The sequence below is a fragment of the Stenotrophomonas sp. WZN-1 genome, assembly GCF_002192255.1.
Classification (GTDB): Bacteria; Pseudomonadota; Gammaproteobacteria; order Xanthomonadales; family Xanthomonadaceae; genus Stenotrophomonas.
Genome location: NZ_CP021768.1, coordinates 1,675,317 through 1,695,758, shown reverse-complemented (window position 1 = coordinate 1,695,758; position 20,442 = coordinate 1,675,317). Strand labels below are relative to the sequence as shown.

Annotated in this window: 24 protein-coding genes; 6 read left to right on the top strand and 18 right to left on the bottom strand. The window is 66.5% G+C overall.

The features are described from left to right. Window positions 1-10 precede the first annotated feature (10 nt). Entirely contained in the window at window positions 11-643 is a 633-nt protein-coding gene (gene rlmE / locus CCR98_RS08075; protein ID WP_005409014.1) for a 23S rRNA (uridine(2552)-2'-O)-methyltransferase RlmE, read from the bottom strand. Window positions 644-708: 65 nt separating this feature from the next. Between rlmE and yhbY the strand changes: the two genes are divergently transcribed. Together yhbY and CCR98_RS08065 are read left to right on the top strand one after the other, a co-directional pair. Continuing rightward, window positions 709-1,014 (top strand): ribosome assembly RNA-binding protein YhbY, encoded by a 306-nt coding sequence (yhbY, locus tag CCR98_RS08070; protein WP_004152868.1) that lies wholly within the window; start codon window positions 709-711, stop codon window positions 1,012-1,014. 13 nt (window positions 1,015-1,027) lie between these two features. Continuing rightward, window positions 1,028-1,402 carry an Mth938-like domain-containing protein gene (locus tag CCR98_RS08065; RefSeq protein ID WP_087922194.1) on the top strand — a complete coding sequence of 125 codons (375 nt, stop codon included), beginning with the start codon at window positions 1,028-1,030 and terminating at the stop codon, window positions 1,400-1,402. A gap of 27 nt (window positions 1,403-1,429) precedes the next feature. Here CCR98_RS08065 and CCR98_RS08060 read toward each other — a convergent pair whose 3' ends face one another. From CCR98_RS08060 to surE, 5 genes are all read right to left on the bottom strand, one after another. Beyond that, window positions 1,430-1,918, bottom strand: coding sequence for a hypothetical protein (locus CCR98_RS08060; protein ID WP_087922193.1), 489 nt, complete (start codon window positions 1,916-1,918; stop codon window positions 1,430-1,432). A gap of 182 nt (window positions 1,919-2,100) precedes the next feature. Beyond that, window positions 2,101-2,886: a peptidoglycan DD-metalloendopeptidase family protein gene (locus CCR98_RS08055; RefSeq protein WP_087922192.1), complete on the bottom strand. Its 786-nt coding sequence runs from the start codon at window positions 2,884-2,886 to the stop codon at window positions 2,101-2,103. After that, the gene (locus CCR98_RS08050; RefSeq protein WP_014036746.1) at window positions 2,883-3,497 is read right to left on the bottom strand and encodes a YqaA family protein; all 615 of its coding nucleotides are present in this window, start codon (window positions 3,495-3,497) and stop codon (window positions 2,883-2,885) included. The genes CCR98_RS08055 and CCR98_RS08050 overlap by 4 nt, the downstream gene beginning before the upstream one ends. 18 nt (window positions 3,498-3,515) lie before the next feature. After that, window positions 3,516-4,193 carry a protein-L-isoaspartate(D-aspartate) O-methyltransferase gene (locus tag CCR98_RS08045; protein WP_087922191.1) on the bottom strand — a complete coding sequence of 226 codons (678 nt, stop codon included), beginning with the start codon at window positions 4,191-4,193 and terminating at the stop codon, window positions 3,516-3,518. Then, window positions 4,190-4,969 (bottom strand): 5'/3'-nucleotidase SurE, encoded by a 780-nt coding sequence (surE, locus tag CCR98_RS08040; RefSeq protein WP_087922190.1) that lies wholly within the window; start codon window positions 4,967-4,969, stop codon window positions 4,190-4,192. Before surE ends, CCR98_RS08045 begins: the two co-directional genes overlap by 4 nt. Window positions 4,970-5,178: 209 nt before the next feature. On the opposite strand from surE, the gene CCR98_RS08035 reads away from it, so the two are divergent. Beyond that, window positions 5,179-5,718 carry a Smr/MutS family protein gene (locus CCR98_RS08035; RefSeq protein WP_087922189.1) on the top strand — a complete coding sequence of 180 codons (540 nt, stop codon included), beginning with the start codon at window positions 5,179-5,181 and terminating at the stop codon, window positions 5,716-5,718. Window positions 5,719-5,786: 68 nt separating this feature from the next. Here CCR98_RS08035 and truD read toward each other — a convergent pair whose 3' ends face one another. The 10 genes from truD to CCR98_RS07985 all read right to left on the bottom strand — a co-directional run bounded on the left by truD (window position 5,787) and on the right by CCR98_RS07985 (window position 13,680). Then, window positions 5,787-6,818, bottom strand: coding sequence for a tRNA pseudouridine(13) synthase TruD (truD, locus tag CCR98_RS08030; RefSeq protein ID WP_087922188.1), 1,032 nt, complete (start codon window positions 6,816-6,818; stop codon window positions 5,787-5,789). Continuing rightward, window positions 6,815-7,312: a 2-C-methyl-D-erythritol 2,4-cyclodiphosphate synthase gene (gene ispF, locus CCR98_RS08025; protein WP_005409005.1), complete on the bottom strand. Its 498-nt coding sequence runs from the start codon at window positions 7,310-7,312 to the stop codon at window positions 6,815-6,817. The genes truD and ispF overlap by 4 nt, the downstream gene beginning before the upstream one ends. Window positions 7,313-7,346: 34 nt before the next feature. Beyond that, window positions 7,347-8,045 (bottom strand): 2-C-methyl-D-erythritol 4-phosphate cytidylyltransferase, encoded by a 699-nt coding sequence (gene ispD, locus CCR98_RS08020; protein ID WP_087922187.1) that lies wholly within the window; start codon window positions 8,043-8,045, stop codon window positions 7,347-7,349. Next, window positions 8,042-8,395, bottom strand: coding sequence for a cell division protein FtsB (gene ftsB, locus CCR98_RS08015; protein ID WP_032130117.1), 354 nt, complete (start codon window positions 8,393-8,395; stop codon window positions 8,042-8,044). The genes ispD and ftsB overlap by 4 nt, the downstream gene beginning before the upstream one ends. A gap of 4 nt (window positions 8,396-8,399) precedes the next feature. Beyond that, window positions 8,400-9,692 (bottom strand): phosphopyruvate hydratase, encoded by a 1,293-nt coding sequence (gene eno, locus CCR98_RS08010; RefSeq protein ID WP_014036739.1) that lies wholly within the window; start codon window positions 9,690-9,692, stop codon window positions 8,400-8,402. A gap of 96 nt (window positions 9,693-9,788) precedes the next feature. Continuing rightward, window positions 9,789-10,118, bottom strand: coding sequence for a hypothetical protein (locus tag CCR98_RS08005; RefSeq protein WP_087922186.1), 330 nt, complete (start codon window positions 10,116-10,118; stop codon window positions 9,789-9,791). Beyond that, window positions 10,118-10,465, bottom strand: coding sequence for a hypothetical protein (locus tag CCR98_RS08000; RefSeq protein WP_087922185.1), 348 nt, complete (start codon window positions 10,463-10,465; stop codon window positions 10,118-10,120). The genes CCR98_RS08005 and CCR98_RS08000 overlap by 1 nt, the downstream gene beginning before the upstream one ends. Further along, window positions 10,462-11,292 carry a 3-deoxy-8-phosphooctulonate synthase gene (gene kdsA / locus CCR98_RS07995; protein WP_014036736.1) on the bottom strand — a complete coding sequence of 277 codons (831 nt, stop codon included), beginning with the start codon at window positions 11,290-11,292 and terminating at the stop codon, window positions 10,462-10,464. The genes CCR98_RS08000 and kdsA overlap by 4 nt, the downstream gene beginning before the upstream one ends. Before the next feature lie 89 nt (window positions 11,293-11,381). Continuing rightward, window positions 11,382-13,046, bottom strand: a complete 1,665-nt coding sequence (locus tag CCR98_RS07990; protein WP_014036735.1) for a CTP synthase — start codon at window positions 13,044-13,046, stop codon at window positions 11,382-11,384. A 400-nt stretch (window positions 13,047-13,446) separates the two neighbouring features. Next, on the bottom strand, window positions 13,447-13,680 hold the full coding sequence (locus CCR98_RS07985) for a hypothetical protein (RefSeq protein WP_014036734.1): 234 nt from the start codon (window positions 13,678-13,680) through the stop codon (window positions 13,447-13,449). 172 nt (window positions 13,681-13,852) lie between these two features. Between CCR98_RS07985 and parE the strand changes: the two genes are divergently transcribed. The 3 genes from parE to CCR98_RS07970 all read left to right on the top strand — a co-directional run bounded on the left by parE (window position 13,853) and on the right by CCR98_RS07970 (window position 18,076). After that, window positions 13,853-15,742: a DNA topoisomerase IV subunit B gene (parE, locus tag CCR98_RS07980; RefSeq protein ID WP_087922184.1), complete on the top strand. Its 1,890-nt coding sequence runs from the start codon at window positions 13,853-13,855 to the stop codon at window positions 15,740-15,742. 148 nt (window positions 15,743-15,890) lie between these two features. Continuing rightward, window positions 15,891-16,469 (top strand): GNAT family protein, encoded by a 579-nt coding sequence (locus tag CCR98_RS07975; RefSeq protein WP_087922183.1) that lies wholly within the window; start codon window positions 15,891-15,893, stop codon window positions 16,467-16,469. Window positions 16,470-16,579: 110 nt separating this feature from the next. Then, window positions 16,580-18,076, top strand: coding sequence for a S10 family peptidase (locus CCR98_RS07970; protein WP_087922182.1), 1,497 nt, complete (start codon window positions 16,580-16,582; stop codon window positions 18,074-18,076). A 341-nt stretch (window positions 18,077-18,417) separates the two neighbouring features. Here CCR98_RS07970 and CCR98_RS07965 read toward each other — a convergent pair whose 3' ends face one another. Next, window positions 18,418-19,539 (bottom strand): inorganic phosphate transporter, encoded by a 1,122-nt coding sequence (locus CCR98_RS07965; RefSeq protein WP_014036730.1) that lies wholly within the window; start codon window positions 19,537-19,539, stop codon window positions 18,418-18,420. Window positions 19,540-19,552: 13 nt separating this feature from the next. Continuing rightward, window positions 19,553-20,179, bottom strand: a complete 627-nt coding sequence (locus tag CCR98_RS07960; RefSeq protein ID WP_004152833.1) for a DUF47 family protein — start codon at window positions 20,177-20,179, stop codon at window positions 19,553-19,555. Between the last annotated feature and the right edge of the window lie 263 nt (window positions 20,180-20,442).

The following is a 20,442-nucleotide window of genomic DNA, read 5'->3' as shown; positions in this document are numbered from 1 at the left end:
CATTGCGAGCTTACTTCATGTGGGCGCGTTTTCCCTGACCCAAGGCATACACCTCGGGAGAGCGCTTGCGCGAGGCTTCCGGCTTGCGGATGGAGACCTTGTCGTACCGGCGGCGCATGTCGCGCACGTAGTCGTCAAAGCCTTCGCCCTGGAACAGCTTGATCAGGAACGCCCCACCGGTCTTCAGGTGGTTGTCGGCAAAATCCAGGGCCAGCTCCGCCAGGTGCATCATCCGCGGCTGGTCGACCGCGCCCACACCACTCTTATTGGGGGCCATGTCCGACAGCACAAGGTCTACCGGCTGATCCCCGAGCATGGCTTCAAACTGCGATAGGACGGCTTCTTCCCTGAAGTCACCATGAAGGAACTCCACGCCGGCCAGGGGCGGCATGTCCAGGATGTCCAGGGCCAGCACGCGGCCGGTGTCGCCAATCTGTCTCCGAACCTGCTGAGACCAACCACCCGGCGCCGCGCCGAGGTCGACCACCACCATGTGCGGCTTCAGCAACCGGTCACGTTCGAGCAGCTCCTCGAGCTTGTAGGCGGCGCGCGAGCGCATGCCTTCGGCCTGCGCCTTCTTCACGAAGGGGTCGGAGAAGTGTTCCTTGAGCCAGCGCTGGCTGCTTTTGCTGCGGGTAGCCATTGAAAATAGGGGCTGATGGGGTCCTCATGATACCCTGATCGCCCCATTCAACCGTGTTTTCCTGCATGTCCATCGCCCTGACCGCCTCCCAGACCCGTTTCCTGCGCGGCCAAGCCCACGACCTGAAGGCCCTGCTGCAGACCGGCGGCAAGGGCGTGACCCCGGCCTTCATCGCTGAGCTGAACGAAGTGCTGGAGCGCCACGAACTGGTCAAGGTGAAGGTCGCTGCCGAGGATCGCGACGCCCGTGACGTGATGATCGGCGAGATCGTCGAAGCCACCGAAAGCGCGCTGGTGCAGCGCATCGGCCACGTTGCCGTGCTGTACCGCCCGAGCAAGGAACAGCGCCAGATCGTGCTGCCGCGCGGCTGAGCGCCCTGACCCCATGCAGCTGAACCACGAACCGCCTGACTACGCCTACAGCCTACGCGCCGCCGATGGCCGCTCGGCCAAGGTCAACGACCAGGTGCTGGGCAGCAGCTTTTTCCTGACCCCGGACCAGCTGGTCACGCACTGGCCGGTGGCGAGTGCCACTGCGCTGCAGTTGTCGGACCTGGAGCCGATCCTGGCGCTGAATCCGGCGCTGGTCGTGCTCGGCACCGGTGACCGCCAGGTGTTCCCGCCGGCGGTGGTGATGGCCGCCTGCCTGTCACGCGGGATCGGCCTGGAAGTGATGAACAACCCAGCCGCCGCACGCACCTTCAACATCCTGGCCGGCGAAGGCCGCAAGGTCGCGGCCGCCTTCATCCTGGAAGGCTGAGTTCGGATCGCCGGACGCGTCCCGGCGCTAGCCGCCCGAAGGTGTGCAGCGGAAGGCCGAAAACTGCTGCAGCCGTCCGATCAGGCTGCCGCCCTGCCCCCAGCGGATATCCATGATCTTCCAGTCCGGGCCCTGCCGCTGCAGCAGGATCCGGTCGGTCCAGCGGTAGTCGCCCACCGCCATGTCGACGCGGATCCAGGTGGCGTCACCGCTCGATCCGGGCGTTCCCACCGTTATCGTCTCCGGCCGGTCCGGCGCCTGCAGATATGGACTCTGGTCGAGCATGTGCGGCTTCTCGTCGTGCGCAGCCAGCGCGGCGCAGGCGCGCTCGTAAGCGCGCTGCGCAGCGACAGCTGAGCGCAGGGCATCGCCCAGCAGCGACGGAATGGCCGTTTCCTTCGGCGCTGGCGCCTGGATTGCGTCGTAGAAGCGGGTAACCACGCCACGCGGATCGCTGGCTGCGATGGCCAGCGGCGCGACGATGAGTAGCGCGAGAGCGGAAGCAAGGCGGAACATGGGGGCACCGGGACGGATGGATCCGCTCAAGAATGCCGGGTACTCCATCCATCGTGAAGGTGAGCCAGCGACAGACGAGATCGCAGTTGACCGCATCTCCAAGGAACCCGAGTCGAGCATGGCTCGACGCTACAGGTCAGCAACGCCGGGCATGGCCCGGCGCTGCCTGATCCCCAACGGCGTCAACGCGCCGGCAGGTACTGCTGCGGGTCGACCGGCTTGCCGTTGTAGCGAATCTCGAAGTGGACCATGTCGCGGTTCGCACCGGTGCGACCCATTTCGGCGATCTGCTCACCGGCCTTCACGCTCTGCCCTTCATTCACCAGGCGCTTGCGGTTGTGGCCATAGGCCGACAGCCACTGGTCGCTGTGCTTGATGATGATCAGCTCGCCGTAGCCGACCAGGCCGGCGCCGGAATACACCACCACGCCATTGGCGGTGGCCTTGACTGCCTGGCCGCTGGTGCCTGCGATGTCGACGCCCTGCTTGGTCGCATCACCAGCCACGTAGCGGCCAACGATGGCGCCATCGGCCGGCCAGCGCCAGGCGATGTTGCTCTTCACCGGACCGACCGGCGCCGGGGCTGGTGCGGTGCTGCCGGTGCTGCTGCCACCCGAGCGCGGCGGGGTGACCACCGTGGTGGGCGCGCGGCCGCCGCTGGCACCGGCCGGATACAGCCGGATCACCTGCCCCGGATAGATCGTCGAGGGGTTGTCCAGGCTGTTCCAGGCAATCAGGTCGGCCGGGGTGATGTCATGGATGCGGGCCAGCGCATAGATGGTGTCGCCCTTGCGCACCACCACGGTCTGCCCGGGCTTGGGCACCGAAGTCTTCGGCGTGGTGACGCCACCACCGGCACTGCCGCCGCCAGGACGAACCACGGTGGCGGTGCCGCAGGCGGCCAGGGTGGAAACCAGCAACGCCAGCGCGCCGATGCGCACTCCCTTGCTCAGACGATCAGGACTCATGCGAACTTCGACCTCCATACAAGCCAGGCGATCAGCACCACCACCAGCGCGGTGGCGATCCAGCCCAGCGGTTCAATCCAGCGACGCAGTGCCGCTTCAGCACGCGCACCACCGATACGGATGACCGCAGCCAGCACGAACACGCGCTTGCCACGACCGATCAGCATGCTCAACAGGTACTGCGGCATCGGTACACCGACGATACCCGATGCCCACGTGAAGACCTTCATCGGGATGGGCATGAATCCGCCCAGCACCAGGAAGGTGAACACTGCCCACGGCGACTCGGCCATCTTCGCCTGCACGGTGGTGATGCCCTGCTCGATGGCCGGCAGCATGCCCAGCGCTTCGAACAGCGGCTTGATCGCCTCGAAGGCGTAATGACCCAGCGCGTAGCCAACCAGTGCGCCGACCATCGAGCCGGCCAGGCTGAGGGTGGCGAACCACCAACCGCGCTTGGGCTGGGCCACGCACATCGGCGCCAGCATCACCTCCGGCATCACCGGGAAGATGATCGCCTCGAAGAAGCTCAACACCGTCAGGTAGGTCGGCGCGCGTTCGTGCGCCGCCCACTTCATCGCCCGCTCGTACAGCGGCCCGAAAATCTTCATGCAACCCTGCTCCGTGGATTAGTCGAGCATGCCAGACAGCAGCGGCACGAACGTGACCGGCGCCAGCACGTGTTGTTCGATGCTGCCGTCGGGCTTGCGGTCCAGCTGCACCAGTGACTGCCCGCCTGGGCCACCGACCGGTGCGACCAGACGCCCGCCTTCGGCCAGCTGCCCGACCAGTTCGTCGACCAGCGCCGGCGCTGCGGCAGTGACCACGATGGCATCGAACGGACCGTGCTCGGCCCAGCCAGCGCGGCCGTCGTCATGCTTGGTGCGGATGTTCATGCCCAACGCACGGAAGCGCTTGCGCGCCTGGCGCAGCAGGTCGCCGATCCGTTCCACGGTGTAGACCTCCAGGCCGAGCGCGCCGAGGATGGCGGCCTGGTAGCCGGAGCCGGTGCCGACTTCCAGCACCCGCTTCGGCGCGACCTGGAGCACCGCCTCGGTCATCCGCGCAACCACCCAGGGCTGCGAGATGGTCTGCCCGTGGCCGATCGGCAGCGCGGTGTCTTCATAGGCACGCGAGGCCAACGCTTCATCGATGAAGAGATGGCGCGGCACCACCCGGATCGCGTTCAAGGTCGACTCGTCGACGATGCCGACTTCACGCAGGCGGTCGACCAGACGATCACGCACGCGCTGCGAGGTCATGCCGATGCCGACGGCTTCCGGCTGCAATCGCAGGCGTGGGCTCATGCCGGCCGGTCCAGCGCGGCGCTGAGGCCGCCCACCCAGCTGGCGACCTTCTCCAGCGCCTGGTAGCGGGTGAGGTCGACCTGGATCGGGGAGATCGAGATATGGCCGGTGCGCACCGCGTGGAAGTCGGTGCCGGGGCCGGAGTCCTGCTCACGGCCGGCCGGGCCGATCCAGTACACCTCGTTGCCGCGCGGGTCCTTCTGCGCGATGCAGCCTTCGGCACGATGGCGGTTGCCGAGGCGGGTGACCTCGAAGCCCTTGACCTCGCCCCACGGCAGGTCCGGCACGTTGACGTTGAGGATGGTGTCGGCCGGCAGCGGATCGGCCTTGAGCCGGGCGACGATCTCCACCGCGGCACGCGCAGCGGTCTCGAAGTGCTTCGGATCGTGGTTGCGGCTGACCAGCGAGACCGCCACGGCTGGCAGGCCGAGGAAGCGACCTTCCATCGCCGCCGAGACGGTGCCGGAGTAGATCACGTCATCGCCGAGATTGGCGGCGTTGTTGATGCCGGACACGACAATGTCGGGCTCGAATTCAAGCAGGCCGGTCAGCGCCAGGTGCACGCAGTCGGTCGGTGTGCCGGCCACCGAGACGGTGTAATGGTCGATGCGCTTGAGCCGGATCGGCAGATCCAGGGTCAGCGAATTGCTGGCGCCGGAGCGATCGCGGTCGGGTGCGACCACCGTGACTTCGTGTCCGGCCTCGCGCAGGACCGAGGCAAGCATCCGGATGCCTGCAGCGTCGACACCATCGTCATTACTGACCAGGATTCGCATCTTCGATTTAACCGCTTGATTTTCCAAGAATTCGATTCCATCACCGTGCAGTGTGGGCGGGACCGTCGCGCTCCCCTGCGGAAGCCGTCGACCCTGCAAGGGCATCGTCTATTGTGCCGCATGCGAGCCGCCGGTCCTACCCTGCCGGCGGTCACGGCCGACATCGAACCGTCATAGGCAGACCTGCGCCGGCGGTTTACCCTGTGCGCATGTCGCACCCTGAAGACGAAGATCCGGCCGCGTTGTTCCGCGCGGCCATCGGCGAAGTGACGCCGCTGCGCAAGGATGCCGAGCCGGCCCCGGCCGCGCCCCGGCCGAAGCCGCGCGCGCGCATGGCCGAACGTGACGAGGCCGAAGCGGCCGGCGAGTTTGCCCGGCTGCTGCGTGACAGCACGCCCCTGGAAGCCGGCGACGTGGCCAGCTATCGCCGCGACAACCTGCCACCACGCCTGTTCCAGCGCCTCAAGCGCGGCCAGTACTCGGTGCAGGACGAACTGGACCTGCACGGCGCCACCGCCGCGCAGGCCGAAGCCCTGCTGCGCCAGTTCCTGTTGGAAGCGCATGCACACGAGTATGGCTGCGTGCGCATCATCCACGGCAAGGGTCTGCAGTCCGATGGCGGTGCGCCGGTGCTGAAGAACCTGGTCGATCGCCTGCTGCGGCTGCGCAACGACGTACTGGCATTCCATTCGGCACCGGCCGGACAAGGTGGCACCGGCGCGGTACTGGTGCTGCTGGCGCGGCGTTGAAAAAGGGGACGGAGGGAATCAAGTCGTTTGTGCCGCAAACGACTTGATTCCCTCCGTCCCCTTTTTTGTCAGGCCTGCGAGGCGTCTTCGACCGGGCCGAGTTCGTGCAGCACGGCGGTGGCGTAGCAGCCTGGCGGCAGCGCGAACGACAGTTCCAGCACGTCACCGGCCAGCCACTGGTGCTGCAGCAGCGCCGGACGCAGGCGCAACGCGCGGCGCTCCTGCTTCAGGCGCGCGTCTTCCAGGCCGGCCCGCAGGGCCTTCGACTCGTCGTCGTCCAGCGTGGCCAGTTCCAGCCCACGTGCCGCGCCGGTGCTGCGCAGTTCGCCCTCGCCCCACAGCGGCGCACTGGGATGGATGTCGAAACGCGCCAGGCGCTCGGCCAGCACGTCGGTGTACGGCTCGGGACCGAACACGCTGCGGCTGCCATCGAGCATCCACACTTCGCCATCCAGCGGCTGGTCCCAGCTGCCCTGCTCCACGCGCGCGGCCAGCACGCGGTTGAACAGCGCCGAACGGGCTGCAGAGAGCAGCAGCGAACGCTGGTCCTTGCGCATGCGGCGGCCCCCGAACATCGCCAGCGCGGCCGGCACGTTGCCACCGTCGCGGCCAAAGCGCTGCTCACCAAACCAGTTCGGCAGACCGCGCGCGGCAATCTGCTGCAGGCGTTCGCTGATCGCTGCGGCATCACCCTGTACTTCGCGCAGTACCAGCTTGAAACGGTTGCCGGCCAGTGCGCCACGCTGCAGCTTGCGGTTGTGCCAGGTTGCTTCGAGCACTTCGATTTCATCACTGGCCAGCGTGGCCAGGTCAGGTGCCACGCGCTTGGGCAGGTGCACGCTGAAACGCTGGGTGGTGACCGCGTGGCGATCCTTCATGCCGGCGTAGCTCACCGCCATTTCCGGCAGGCCCGCCCACGTGGCCAGCAGCTTGGCCACATGCACGGTGTTGGCGCCGCGCTTGCGGATGTGCAGCAGCAGGTGCTCGCCTTCACCGGTGGCCTCGAAGGCCGGCAGCTCATCCACCTGGAAATCTTCCGGCGTGGTGCGGATGCGCGCCGTCAACAACGGTGCACCAAACGCCAGCGGCAACGGAATCATGCCGCCACCAGCAGCACAACGGCCTGTGCGGCAATGCCTTCACCACGGCCGGTAAAGCCCAGCTTCTCGGAGGTGGTGGCCTTAACGCTGACCGCGTCCAGCGGCAGCTGCAGCAGACCACCGATGCGCTCGCGCATCGCCAGCGCATGCGGGCCGACCTTCGGCCGCTCGCAGATCACGGTGATGTCGGTGTTGCCGACGCGCCAGCCGCGCTCACGCAGCAGGCTGTCGCAGTGGCGCACGAAATCGCTGCTGTCGGCACCCTTCCAGCGATCGTCACTCGGCGGGAAGTGCTGGCCGATGTCACCCAGCGCCAGCGCGCCGAGCATGGCATCGCACAGGGCATGCAGGATCACGTCGCCATCGCTGTGTGCGAGCACGCCGCAGCTGTGCGGCACATTCACTCCGCCGAGCATGATGTGGTCGCCTTCACCGAAGGCATGGACGTCGTAGCCCTGGCCGATGCGGACGGGCGGGAACGGTGCGGTGCTCATGGATGCAACCCTTGCTACAGGGCCGCGCGGGCAATCAGCCGGCGCGGCGGGAAAGTACGAATTCGAACCGGTCCAGATCGGCCGGGGTGGTGACCTTGAAGTTGTCCTCGCTGCCTTCGACCAGCAGCGGGCGCTGGCCCTGGCGCTCCATGGCCATGGCCTCATCGGTGACTTCAACACCGGCGGCGGCGGCTTCGGACAGCGCGCGGCTGAGCTGGTGGCGGCGGAACAGCTGCGGCGTCAATGCACGCCACAGGCGCTCGCGCGGCTCGGTGCCATCGATGCCGCCGTCGTCGCCGGCACGCTTGAGGGTGTCGCGCACCGGTGCGGCCAGGATCGCGCCGACCGGATCGGCACGGCCGACTTCAAGCAGGCGACCAAGATCGACCAGGGACAGGTTCGGCCGCGCAGCGTCGTGGACCAGCACGAACTCGTCGGCGCGCACCGACTCCGGCAGCGCCTGCAACCCGGCCAGCACCGAGGCGGCACGGGTCGCGCCGCCGATGCAGGTCAGCACCGGCTTGCCCGCCCACTCATTCCAGCCCGGCCAGTCGGCGTCGTCCTGGCCGATCACCACCATCGCTCCGGCCACGGCGGGGTGCGCCAGCAGCGCGTCCAGCGTGTGGGCGAGCAGGATCTGCCCGCCCGCCTGCAGGTACTGCTTGGGCAGCGGCGCACCGAAGCGGGTGCCACGGCCGGCGGCCGGAACCACCACCCAGATCGCCGCGCTCATGGCACGTCTGCCGGGTGTTCGCCCGCCTGGGCAGTGACGCCGGCAGCAGGCTGCGCCGGGTGGACCGGCGCATCCTCGACCACGCGGTAGAACTTCTCGCCAGGCTTGATCATGCCCAGCTCGCTGCGCGCGCGTTCCTCGATGGCGGACTGGCCTTCCTTGAGGTCCTTCACTTCGGCAGCCAGCGCGTCGTTGCGCTGCTGCAGACCCTCATTGTCCCGCTCCTGGTTGGCGACCTGGGCTTCGAGCATCATCACTTCGCCCGAATTGCCGGGACCGAACCAGAAGCGGTACTGCAGCCAGCCCAGCAACAGGGCCAGCACCAGCAGCATCCAGCGCCAGTCGCGCATCGGCTCAGCGCTTCAGCGAAACGAACGCGTCACGACCAGCGTAACGCGCGCCGGCGCCGAGGGCTTCCTCGATGCGCAGCAGCTGGTTGTACTTGGCCACGCGATCGCTGCGGCACAGCGAGCCAGTCTTGATCTGGGTGGCGGTGGTGGCCACCGCGATGTCGGCGATGGTGGTGTCTTCGGTTTCGCCCGAACGGTGCGAGACCACGGCGGCGTAGCCGGCGCGGTCGGCCATGGCGATCGCTTCCAGGGTTTCGCTGAGGGTGCCGATCTGGTTGACCTTGATCAGGATCGCGTTGGCAGTGCCCGAGTCGATGCCTTCCTGGAAGATCTTCGGGTTGGTCACGAACAGGTCGTCGCCGACCAGCTGCACCTTCTTGCCGATGCGGTCGGTCAGCAGCTTCCAGCCGGCCCAGTCGTTCTCGGCCAGGCCATCTTCAATCGTGATGATCGGGTACTGCGCGGCCCAGTCGGCGAGGAAGTCGACGAACTGCTCGGAGGTCAGGCGCTTGTTCTCGCCGACCAGGTTGTACTTGCCGTTCTCGAAGAATTCGCTGGAGGCCACGTCCAGGCCCAGCAGCACGTCTTCACCCGCGGTGTAGCCGGCCTTGCCGATCGCTTCGAGGATGGTGTCGAGTGCTTCGACGTTGCTGCGGAAGTCCGGCGCGAAGCCACCTTCGTCGCCGACCGCCGTGCTCAGGCCGTGGCCCTTCAGCACCGACTTCAGCGAATGGAAGATCTCGGTACCGGCACGCAGCGCTTCGGAGAACGAGGTGAAGCCGACCGGCAGCACCATGAACTCCTGGAAGTCGACGTTGTTGTCGGCATGCGCGCCGCCATTGATGATGTTCATCATCGGCACCGGCAGCGACGGGGTCACGCCGGTCTTGGCAGCCAGGTACTGCCACAGCGCCTGCTTGTTCGATGCAGCGGCGGCGTGCGCGGCGGCCATCGAAACACCCAGCAGCGCGTTGGCGCCCAGGCGACCCTTGTTCTCGGTGCCGTCGAGATCGATCAGGCGGCGGTCGAGGCCGGCCTGGTCGGTGGCTTCAAAGCCCTTCAGCGCATTGGCGATGGTGGTGTTGACGTTGTCGACGGCCTTGCGCACGCCCTTGCCCAGGTAACGGGTCTTGTCGCCGTCACGCAGCTCGACCGCTTCCTTGGTGCCGGTCGAGGCACCCGAGGGAACCGCGGCACGACCGAACGAACCGTCCTCCAGGATGACTTCGGCTTCCAGCGTGGGGTTGCCACGGCTGTCGAGGATTTCACGGGCGTGGATGCTGCGGATCGTACTCATGGTCGGGCCGGTTACCTGTATGGAGAGGGGGCGACAAAACGAATGCCGCGTGATTATCCCCGGCTGCCCGCCACTTGCCAAATGGCGTGGGCGGCCTCAGCCCCAGCTGGACCCGATCACGATCAGGACCATCGATACCAGCGTCACCAGCAACGCACCGGCAATCACCGCCAGGATGGGGCCACGGCGCCGCCGCCAGGCCAACACCATCGCTACCGGGCTGCCCAGGAAGGACAGCACCATCGTGACCAGCGCACCCAGCAACCACCACTGCGTGGCCTGCACACCGTTGTTCCCGTCCCCCGGCGGCCGGAAACCGGAAGTGAAGGCCAGCACGCCCACCACCAGGGCCATCCAGGTCAACACGGACAGCCCCAGCGCGATCAGGCCCCAGGGCCATCCGCGCGCCACCGCGCTCGTATTCATCAAATCATCCCGTAGAACAGGGCGCCCAGCCACAGCGAGAGCAGGATGATCCCCAGGCCAGCCGCCACCTTGCCGCGATTCAGCCGCCAGGCCAGCACAGCGGCAGCGATGCATCCCGCAGCACCGACCAGCTCCGCCACCAGCAGCGCAATGAAGTAAGCCCGCAGATCGAGTGCGCTGCTGCCATCACCCGGGGGCCGCACCGACGCAGCGCCGATCAGGACCAGGCCGAACATGCCCACAGTGAACAGCACGGCCAGGCCCAGTGCGATCAGGCCCCACGGCCACTGTTTCCAGTGCCGGCGATGACGCTGGGCCTCCAGCGCCACCCACGGGTCACGACTCACGCGAAGCGCGAGAAGCCGTGCTTCTTGGTCACCGCATCAAGCTCCATCAAGGTCTCGAGCAGTGCTTCCATCTGGTCCAGCGGCCACGCATTGGGGCCGTCGGACAGGGCCTTGGACGGATCCGGATGGGTCTCGGCAAACAGGCCGGAGATGCCGACCGCCACCGCGGCACGGGCCAGCACCGGCACGTGCTCACGCTGGCCACCGGAACTGGTGCCCTGCCCGCCCGGCAGCTGCACCGAATGGGTGGCATCGAACACCACCGGGCAACCGGTATCGCGCATCACCGCCAGCGAACGCATGTCGCTGACCAGGTTGTTGTAGCCAAAACTGGCACCGCGCTCGCAGACCATGATCTGCTCGTTGCCGGTGGCCTTGGCCTTCTCCACGACCGGCTTCATGTCCCACGGCGCCAGGAACTGGCCCTTCTTGATGTTGACCGGCTTGCCGGCCGAGCACACCTTGCGGATGAAGTCGGTCTGGCGGACCAGGAACGCCGGGGTCTGCAGCACATCCACCACCGAGGCCACTTCGTCCATCGGGGTGTATTCGTGGACGTCGGTCAGCACCGGCACGCCGATCTGCTTCTTGACCTCGGCCAGGACCTTCAGGCCCTCTTCCATGCCCGGGCCGCGGAACGCGGTGCCGGAGGTGCGGTTGGCCTTGTCGAAGCTGGACTTGAAGATGAAGTTGACGCCGAGCTTGTCGGTGACCTCCTTCAGCTTGCCGGCGGTATCGAGCTGCAGCTGCATCGACTCGATCACGCAGGGGCCGGCGATCAGGAACAGGGGCTGGTCCAGCCCGACCTCGAATCCACACAGTTTCATGGCGTTTCCTTGTTGTCCGCGGCACCGGCCGGGCCGGTGCGCTGGGGGTTGAAGCGTGCAAGATGGGGGCCGGCGGCCCCCATCACAAGTCAGGCGCGGGCTTCCTGCAGCAGCTTGCCACCGGCCTTGCGCTCGCGCGCGGCACGGATGAAACCGATGAACAGCGGGTGGCCGTCACGCGGCGTGGACAGGAATTCCGGATGCGCCTGGCAGGCCAGGAACCACGGATGCGCATCGCGCGGCAGCTCGACCACTTCCACCAGGGTGTCGTCCATCGACTTGCCGGCAATCACCAGGCCCGCATCTTCCAGTTGGGTACGGTAGCGGTTGTTGAACTCGTAACGGTGGCGATGGCGCTCGGCCACCACGTCCTTGCCGTACAGCTCACGGGCCAGCGTGCCCGGCTTCAGGCGCTGCTCCTGCAGGCCCAGGCGCATGGTGCCACCCAGGTCGCTCTTGTCGTCACGCTTTTCGACGTCGCCGGTAGCGGTGCGCCATTCGGTGATCAGGCCGATCACCGGGTTCGGCGACTGGCGATCGTTCTCGGTGCTGTTGGCGCCTTCCAGGCCGACCACGTTGCGTGCGTAATCGACGACGGCCGCCTGCATGCCATAGCAGATACCGAAGTACGGCACGTGCTGCTCGCGGGCGAACTTCGAGGTCAGCACCTTGCCTTCGAAACCACGGTCACCGAAGCCGCCCGGCACCAGGATGCCGTCGACATCGGCCAGCGCGGCCATGTCGGTGCCTTCCAGGTCCTGTGCTTCCAGCCACTTCAGGTTGACCTTGGTGCGCTGGCGCAGGCCGCCGTGCTTGAGCGCTTCGCCCACCGACTTGTAGGCATCCTGGTGATCGACGTACTTGCCGACCACGGCGATGGTCACTTCGTCCAGCGGGTGCAGGGTCGCATCGACCGCGTCCTCCCACATCGACAGATCGACCGGGCCGGCCTTGTCGGCCAGCTTCAGCTGATTGACCACGATCTCGTCCAGGCCCTGCGCATGCAGGCCCGACGGAATGCGGTACAGCACGTCCACGTCCGGCACGCTGATCACCGCGCGCTCGGAAACGTTGGTGAACTGGGCGATCTTGCGGCGCTCCGAATCCGGCACCGCCTGCTCGGAACGGCACAGCAGCACGTCCGGCTGGATGCCGATCGAGCGCAGTTCCTTCACCGAGTGCTGGGTCGGCTTGGTCTTCAGCTCACCGGCGGCGCCGATGTACGGCACCAGGGTGAGGTGCATGAACAGCGCCTTCTCCGGGCCACGCTCGGTGCGCACCTGGCGGATCGCTTCCAGGAACGGCAGCGATTCGATATCGCCGACGGTACCGCCGATCTCGACCAGTGCCACGTCGTAGCCTTCGGTGGCTTCGTCGATGCAGCGGCGGATCTCGTCGGTGATGTGCGGGATGACCTGCACGGTCGCGCCCAGGTAGTCACCGCGGCGCTCCTTGCGGATCACGTTCTCGTAGATGCGGCCGGTGGTGACCGAGTTCTTGCGGCTCAGGCGGGTGCGCACGAAGCGCTCGTAGTGGCCAAGGTCGAGGTCGGTCTCGGCGCCGTCGTCGGTGACATAGACCTCACCGTGCTGGAACGGGCTCATGGTGCCCGGGTCGACGTTGATGTACGGGTCGAGCTTCATCATCGTGACCTTCAGGCCACGGGCTTCGAGAATGGCGGCCAGCGACGCGGCGGCAATGCCTTTGCCGAGCGAGGACACCACGCCGCCGGTTACGAAAATCAAGGGAGTCATGGCTGCAAGCATCCTGTCTGGAAATGGAAAACGGCAGCACCACGCGCACCCGGAGGGCGGGCATGGTGCTCGGAGGGGGTTTTCCGGTTCGCTGGGACAGCGAGGGAGGTGCCGATCCGTGCGGCGGCAGGCGCCGGACGGGGACCATCGTGCGAGGTCGGGGCGGCCGTGCCGGTCAAATCGACCGTCACCTGCGACCCGCCATGCTGGAAGCCACGCTTGGCCGCTCCAGCCCATTCGCAAATGGTGGACACGCACTTACTCCCGGAAAGCCATAGTTTACAGATTGATGGCCGCCAACCCAAGGGGCTTGTGCGGCCGATCCAACAAAAAACGCCCCGCTGGGCGGGGCGTTCCGGTGCGCAACCCTTGTCGCAAGGGCGCTTGGCAGGTTGCGGGATCAGCGCTTCTTCCGCGCCTCTTCCTCTTCTTCCTTCTGCGGGGCCGGCTGGCCCTGCGCCTTCATTTCGGCATTGGCCTGGGCACGACGCTTGGCCTTGGCATCGGCCTCGGCCTGCGCCTTGTCGGCCTGGTCACCCTGCTGCGGGGCCGGCTGGCCGGCGTTCTGCGCCACCACCAGCGGCACTGCAACGGCGGCAGCGGCCAGGATTGCAATGGTCAGCAACTTCTTCATGGAGTCCTCCTCGCGGTATGGCTTGGACGTTTCAATCCAACGGGGGTCGCCGGCGTTCAGATTCCAGCGACTGCCATTTTACCCCCTCCCCGGCGCCGAGGCTGAACCGCAGGCGTGCAAATTCGCCGTCCAGACCGCACACTTGCGCGTCGCTCCGCGCTTTAGAAGATAGATGAACGCCCGCTATAACGCCGCCGATATTGAAGTCCTGTCCGGCCTTGACCCGGTCAAGCGCCGTCCCGGCATGTATACCGACACCGCGCGCCCGAACCACCTGGCGCAGGAAGTGATCGACAACTCGGTGGACGAGGCCCTCGCCGGCCACGCCCGCTCGATCGAGATCACCCTGTACAAGGACGGCAGCGTGGAGGTCAGCGATGACGGCCGCGGCATGCCGGTGGACATCCATCCGGAAGAGAAGATCCCGGGCGTCGAACTGATCCTCACCCGCCTGCATGCAGGCGGCAAGTTCAGCAACAACAACTACACCTTCTCCGGCGGCCTGCACGGCGTCGGCGTCAGCGTGGTCAACGCGCTGTCGACCCTGGTGGAAGTGCACATCAAGCGCGAAGGTGCCGAACACCGCATCACCTTCCGCAATGGCGACCGCGCCACGCCACTGGAAGTGGTCGGCACCGTCGGCAAGAAGAACACCGGTACCCGCGTGCGCTTCTGGCCGGACCCGAAGTACTTCGATACGCCGAAGTTCGCGGTGCGCGCGTTGAAGCACCTGCTGCGCGCCAAGGCCGTGCTGTGCCCGGGCCTGACCGTCAAGCTGACCGACGAAGCCACCGGTGAAGTCGATACCTGGTACTACGAAGACGGCCTGCGCGATTACCTGAAGCTGGAACTGGGCGAGCGCGAATCGCTGCCGGCCGACCTGTTCGTCGGCAACCTGAAGAAGGACACTGAAGTGGTGGACTGGGCCGTGGCCTGGCTGCCGGAGGGTGAGCTGGTCCAGGAAAGCTATGTCAACCTGATTCCAACCGCCCAGCATGGCACCCACGTCAACGGCCTGCGTACCGGCCTGACCGAGGCGCTGCGCGAGTTCTGCGATTTCCGCAACCTGCTGCCGCGCGGCGTCAAGCTGGCCCCGGAAGACGTGTGGGACCGTGTGTCGTTCGTGCTGTCGCTGAAGATGACCGACCCACAGTTCAGCGGCCAGACCAAGGAGCGCCTCTCCTCGCGCCAGGCCGCCGGCTTTGTCGAGGGTGCCGCGCACGATGCCTTCAGCCTGCTGTTGAACCAGAACGTGGAACTGGGCGAGAAGATCGCGCAGATCGCCATCGAGCGTGCCAGTGCGCGCCTGAAGACCGAGAAGCTGGTCGTCCGCAAGAAGGTCACGCAGGGCCCGGCCCTGCCCGGCAAGCTGGCCGACTGCATCAGCCAGGACCTGTCACGCACTGAGCTGTTCCTGGTGGAAGGTGACTCGGCAGGTGGCAGCGCCAAGCAGGCACGGGACAAGGATTTCCAGGCAATCATGCCGTTGCGCGGCAAGATCCTGAACACCTGGGAAGTCTCGTCCAACAGCGTGCTGGCCTCGGAAGAAGTGCACAACCTGGCCATCGCCATCGGTTGCGATCCCGGCAAGGACGACATCACCGGCCTGCGCTACGGCAAGGTCATCATCCTGGCCGACGCGGACTCCGACGGCCTGCACATCGCGACCCTGCTGACCGCACTGTTCCTGAAGCACTTCCCGGCGCTGGTCGATGCCGGCCACGTGTTCGTGGCAATGCCGCCGCTGTTCCGCATCGACGTGGGCAAGCAGGTGTTCTACGCCCTGGACGAGGAAGAAAAGCGCTCGATGCTGGACAAGATCGAGCGCGAGAAGATCAAGGGCGCGATCAACGTCACCCGCTTCAAGGGCCTGGGCGAGATGAATCCGCCACAGCTGCGTGAATCGACCATCCACCCCGACACCCGCCGCCTGGTGCAGCTGACCGTGGACGATGGCGAGCAGACCCGTTCACTGATGGACATGCTGCTGGCCAAGAAGCGCGCGTCCGACCGCAAGGGCTGGCTGGAGTCGAAGGGCGATCTGGCTTCGCTGGAGGTCTGATCCCGGCGCGGGGTCGGATCCGTTTCCTGCCTGGAAACGGCGCCGACCCCTTTGCCCGGCACAGCGGTTCATGCCCCCTCGGGGCATTCGCCCCCATCGGCAAACCCAGCGGCGGCATAATGCGCGTCCATCCGCGTGGACCACCGTATTGGCCAGCCACTCGCTGCTGTTCCCCGGCCTGCCGCTGCACAGTGCGCGGCTGGTCCTGAGCCCGATCCGCCGTGACGACGCCGCCGCGCTGTTCACGCTGCAGTCCGACCCGGACGTGATGCGCTGGTGGAACCATCCAGCCTGGACGCGGCAGGCCGAGGCACGCGAACAGATCGACGATGACCTCGCCGCCCATGCCATCGGCTCCCAGCTGAAGCTGGCGGTGCGCGAATCGCTGGAAGGTCCGCTGCTGGGCATCTGCGTGGTATTCGCGCTCGACCGCGATGCGGCGCGCGCCGAGATCGGCTACCTGCTGGCACCCGATCACCAGGGCCAGGGCTACATGCACGAGGCCCTGCAACAGGTACTGGCCTACCTGTTCGGCACCCTGCACCTGCATCGCGTGGAAGCCGAGATCGACCCGCGCAATGCACCCTCTGCGCACGTGCTCGAACGCCTGGGCTTCCACCGCGAGGGCGTGCTGCGCCAACGCTGGCGCATCCAGGGGCAACTGGCCGACTCGGTCGTCTACGGCCTGCTGGCTGATGACGACGTGGCAGCCACCCTGTCTACTTGACCCAATCTGGCCAGTAGCAGCCTCGACGCGCGGCCATGCCTTTGGACACATACGGCATGGGCCGCAACCGACCTAGCATCGGAACCCCCTTCCGCTGCCGATCCGGTGCCATGAAGTCCCTGCTGCACACTGCCGCGCTCTGCGTCGGCCTGCTCATCGCCCCCGCCAGCGCGCTGGCCGCGCCCGACGCCGAGGCCAAGCCCGATCCGAAAGACGACAAGACGGAGGCACCTGCGCTGCCCGCAGACGCCTCCGCCCGCCAGAGCATGCGCCTGGCCGGCCGCACCCTCGACTACACCGCCACTGTCGGCACCCTGCCGGTACGCGATGCCAAGGGCAAGGTGATCGCCGACGTGGTGTTCACCGCCTACACGATGCCGGGCAAGGACCGGCCGGTGACCTTCGCGCTCAATGGCGGCCCGGGTGCCTCGTCGGTGTACCTCAACATGGGCGCGATCGGGCCCAAGGTGGTGGCCTTCGGCTCCGAAGGTGACAGCGCATCGGCGCCGGCCACCCTGCACGACAACCCGGGCACCTGGCTGGACTTCACCGACCTGGTGTTCATCGATCCGGTGGGTACCGGCTTCAGCCGCGCGCGCATCGGCGACGATGAGGCCAAGAAAGCGCTCTACAACCCCAGCGCCGACGTCGAATACCTGTCGCGCTCGATCTACGACTGGCTGCTGCGCAACCAGCGCATGGCCTCGCGCAAGTACCTGGCCGGCGAGAGCTACGGTGGCTACCGTGGCCCGCGCATCACCCACTTCCTGCAGACCCGGCTGGGCGTGGCGATGAACGGCCTGGTACTGGTTTCGCCCTACCTGAGCCCGACCCTGGAAGACAACGCCGACGTCTCGCCGATGGCGTGGATGCAGACGCTGCCGTCGATCGCCGCGGCGCACCTTGAGCGCCAGGGCAAGCTGACCGATGCGGCGATGCGCGAGGTGGTGGAATACACCCGTGGTGATTACGCCACCGCGTTGATGAAGGGCCGCAGCGATCCGCAGGCTACGGAAGCCATGCTGCGCCGGGTGACCGAGCTGACCGGACTGGACCCGCAGTTCGTGCGCCGCGCTGGCGGGCGCCTGGAAACCCAGGCCTACCTGCGTGAAGTATTCCGCGACAAGGGCACGCTGGGCAGCCGTTACGACTCCAACGTGACCGCATTCGATCCGTTCCCGAACGATCCGGAGCAGCGCGCCAACGATCCGCTGCTGGACAGCATCATCGCGCCGACCACCACGGCGATGGTCGACTTCGTGACGCGCGTGGTCGGCTGGAAGGTGGATGCGCGCTACCAGGCGCTGAACTACGACGTGAACCGGTTGTGGGACCGCAATGGCGAGCTGCGCCAGGGCGCGGTGACCCAGCTGCGCCAGGCGGTGGCGATCGATCCGCATCTGCAGGTGCTGATCGTGCATGGCTGGAATGATCTGTCGTGCCCGTTCATGGGATCGATCCTGACGGTGGACCAGATGCCGACGATGGGCAGCAATCCGGACCGGGTGCAGGTACGCAGCTATCCGGGTGGGCACATGTTCTACAGCCGGGCTGACAGCCAGGCGGCGTTCCGCAAGGATGTGCAGGCGTTGTTCCAGCGTAATTGAGGGGTTCGCCCGGGCCTGCGGCCCGGCACCCGCCGGATCAACTGCAACTGCAACCGCAACGTCAAAAGCCGGGTTTCCGTGGGCTGGCGAGGTGGGATGGGTATGCAGGACACGCCGTAAACCCATCCATGGGGGCTCGATGGCGCCATCCATGGCGCCAACGGTCCTGCATACCCACCCCACCCCGCCTTCGACGGTTTCCTGCGGCTGGTGGGTTGCGAGCGTCCGCTTTGGTAGGTGTCGACCTTGGTCGACACGATGGATATGGAAAAACGATCTGCCCATGAAAAAAGCCCGCCGGAATCCGGCGGGCTTTTTGTCTGCTGCGTTGAAGGCCGTACTCAGGTCCAGCCGAACAGCTCGAACAGCTTCAGGATCAGGTACGCGCAGCCACCCGCGGCCGGGATGGTCAGGATCCACGCCCAGACGATGCGCTCGATCACGCCGAACTTCAGCGAGCGCGGGTTCTTGGCGAAGCCGACGCCCATGATCGCGGTGGAGATGCTGTGCGTGGTCGAGACCGGCATGCCGAAGTGGGCGGCCAGGGTCAGGATGGTGGCCGAGCTGGTCTCCGCAGCGAAGCCGTGGATCGGGTGCAGCTTGACCATCTTGTGGCCCAGGGTCTTGATGATCTTCCAGCCGCCCGAAGCGGTACCGGCGGCCATCACCACCGCACAGGTCAGCACGATCCACATGGCGATGCCGTCGCCGGCATGCGCGTCCGGGTGCATGAAGGCCAGCCACGACGGCAGGTCGTTCAATGCACCGGTGGCTTCGGCACCGATCAGGGTCATGGCGATGATGCCCATGGTCTTCTGCGCGTCGTTGTGGCCGTGGGCAAAGCCCATGTAGGCCGCCGAGGCGATCTGCGCCTTGCCGAAGAAGGCATTGACGATGCGCGGGCGGGCCAGGCGACCGATGGCTCCACCGATCTTGGCCAGGCCGGCGATCAGCGCCCACAGCAGCACCATCACCACGATGCCGAGCAGGAAGCCGGCGATCGGCGAGGTGATCATCGGCACGAACACCTTCCACAGCAGGCCCTTGTTCTGCGCCCAGCTGCCCAGGCGCTCGGACCAGATCAACGCGTCCCAGTTGTTGTGGGCGGCGGCCAGGCCGGCGCCGCAGAGGCCACCGATCAGCGCGTGCGAGGACGAGGACGGCAGCCCCTTCCACCAGGTGATCAAGTTCCAGATGATGCCGCCCAGCAAGGCGCACAGGATCACCTGCGGGGTGACGTCGACCACGTTGGTGTTGAGCAGGCCCGAGGCGATGGTCAGCGCCACCGCGGTACCGGTCAGTGCACCGATGAGGTTCATGAAGGCGGCCAGCATCACCGCCCAGCCGGGCGAGAGCACCTTGGTCGCCACCACGGTGGCAATGGAATTGGCGGTGTCGTGGAAGCCGTTGATGAACTCGAAAACGAGCGCGGCCAGGATCACCACCAGGACAAGGGTCAACATGCGGCGGCGTCCGTCAGCTGTTCTTCAACACGATCTGGTACGCCACCACGCCGGCCTCGCGGCAACGGTCGATGGCCTTTTCCAGGATCTCGAAGAATTCCTTCAGCAGGAACATCTGCAGGTTGTCCAGGCGGCCAGAATAGATGTCACGGTACAGCTCGAGCATCAGGCGGTCGGCCTCGTTCTCCAGCGAGCGCAGCTTCTCGTTGAGCGCGGTCATCCGGTCCAGGTTCATGTGGCGCAGGTCGGCCACCATCTCCACCACCACGCCGGCAGCCTGTTCCAGCATCGCCGCGCGCGGCGCGAAGTCGATGTGCTCCAGGTGGGTCGTGGCCAGCGAATAGCGATCGGCGAACTTCTCGATCTGCTTGGGAATCTTGTACAGCGCCGAGCCCAGCGCTTCGATGTCTTCGCGCTCGATCGGGGTCATGAAGCTGTCCACCAGCGCCTGGCTGATCTTGTCCGAGGCCGCGCGTTCGCGCAGGCGGGCCAGCTTGAAGGCGTCCAGCGCGGGCTGGCGGTCGGCCTCGCGCAGCATGGAATGCAGCGCCTTGGCGGCGTCGGAAGCCGCGACGGCAGCCTCATCGAGCAGGGTGTAGAACTGTTTGCCGGAACCGAAAATGGTCTGCAGAGAGAACATTGAGAAACCTGTCAGCCGTCGCGGGAAGGACGGCACCAGACGGAATTATGACGGCTAGATGACCATCACGGGTATCCCCGCGCCCTTACGGGGCTCTGGGACCCCAAACCTGAACAGGCGGTTACCACCCTGCCACGCCCCTTTGCTAAGATGCCAGCGCGCCTCCGGGCGCACCTTATGGACGACGACCCTTATCCCCCTGTGCCGCGCCGGACCCTGCTCCTGAGCGCCTGCCGCCATCGCAAGCACCCGCCCTCCCTGCC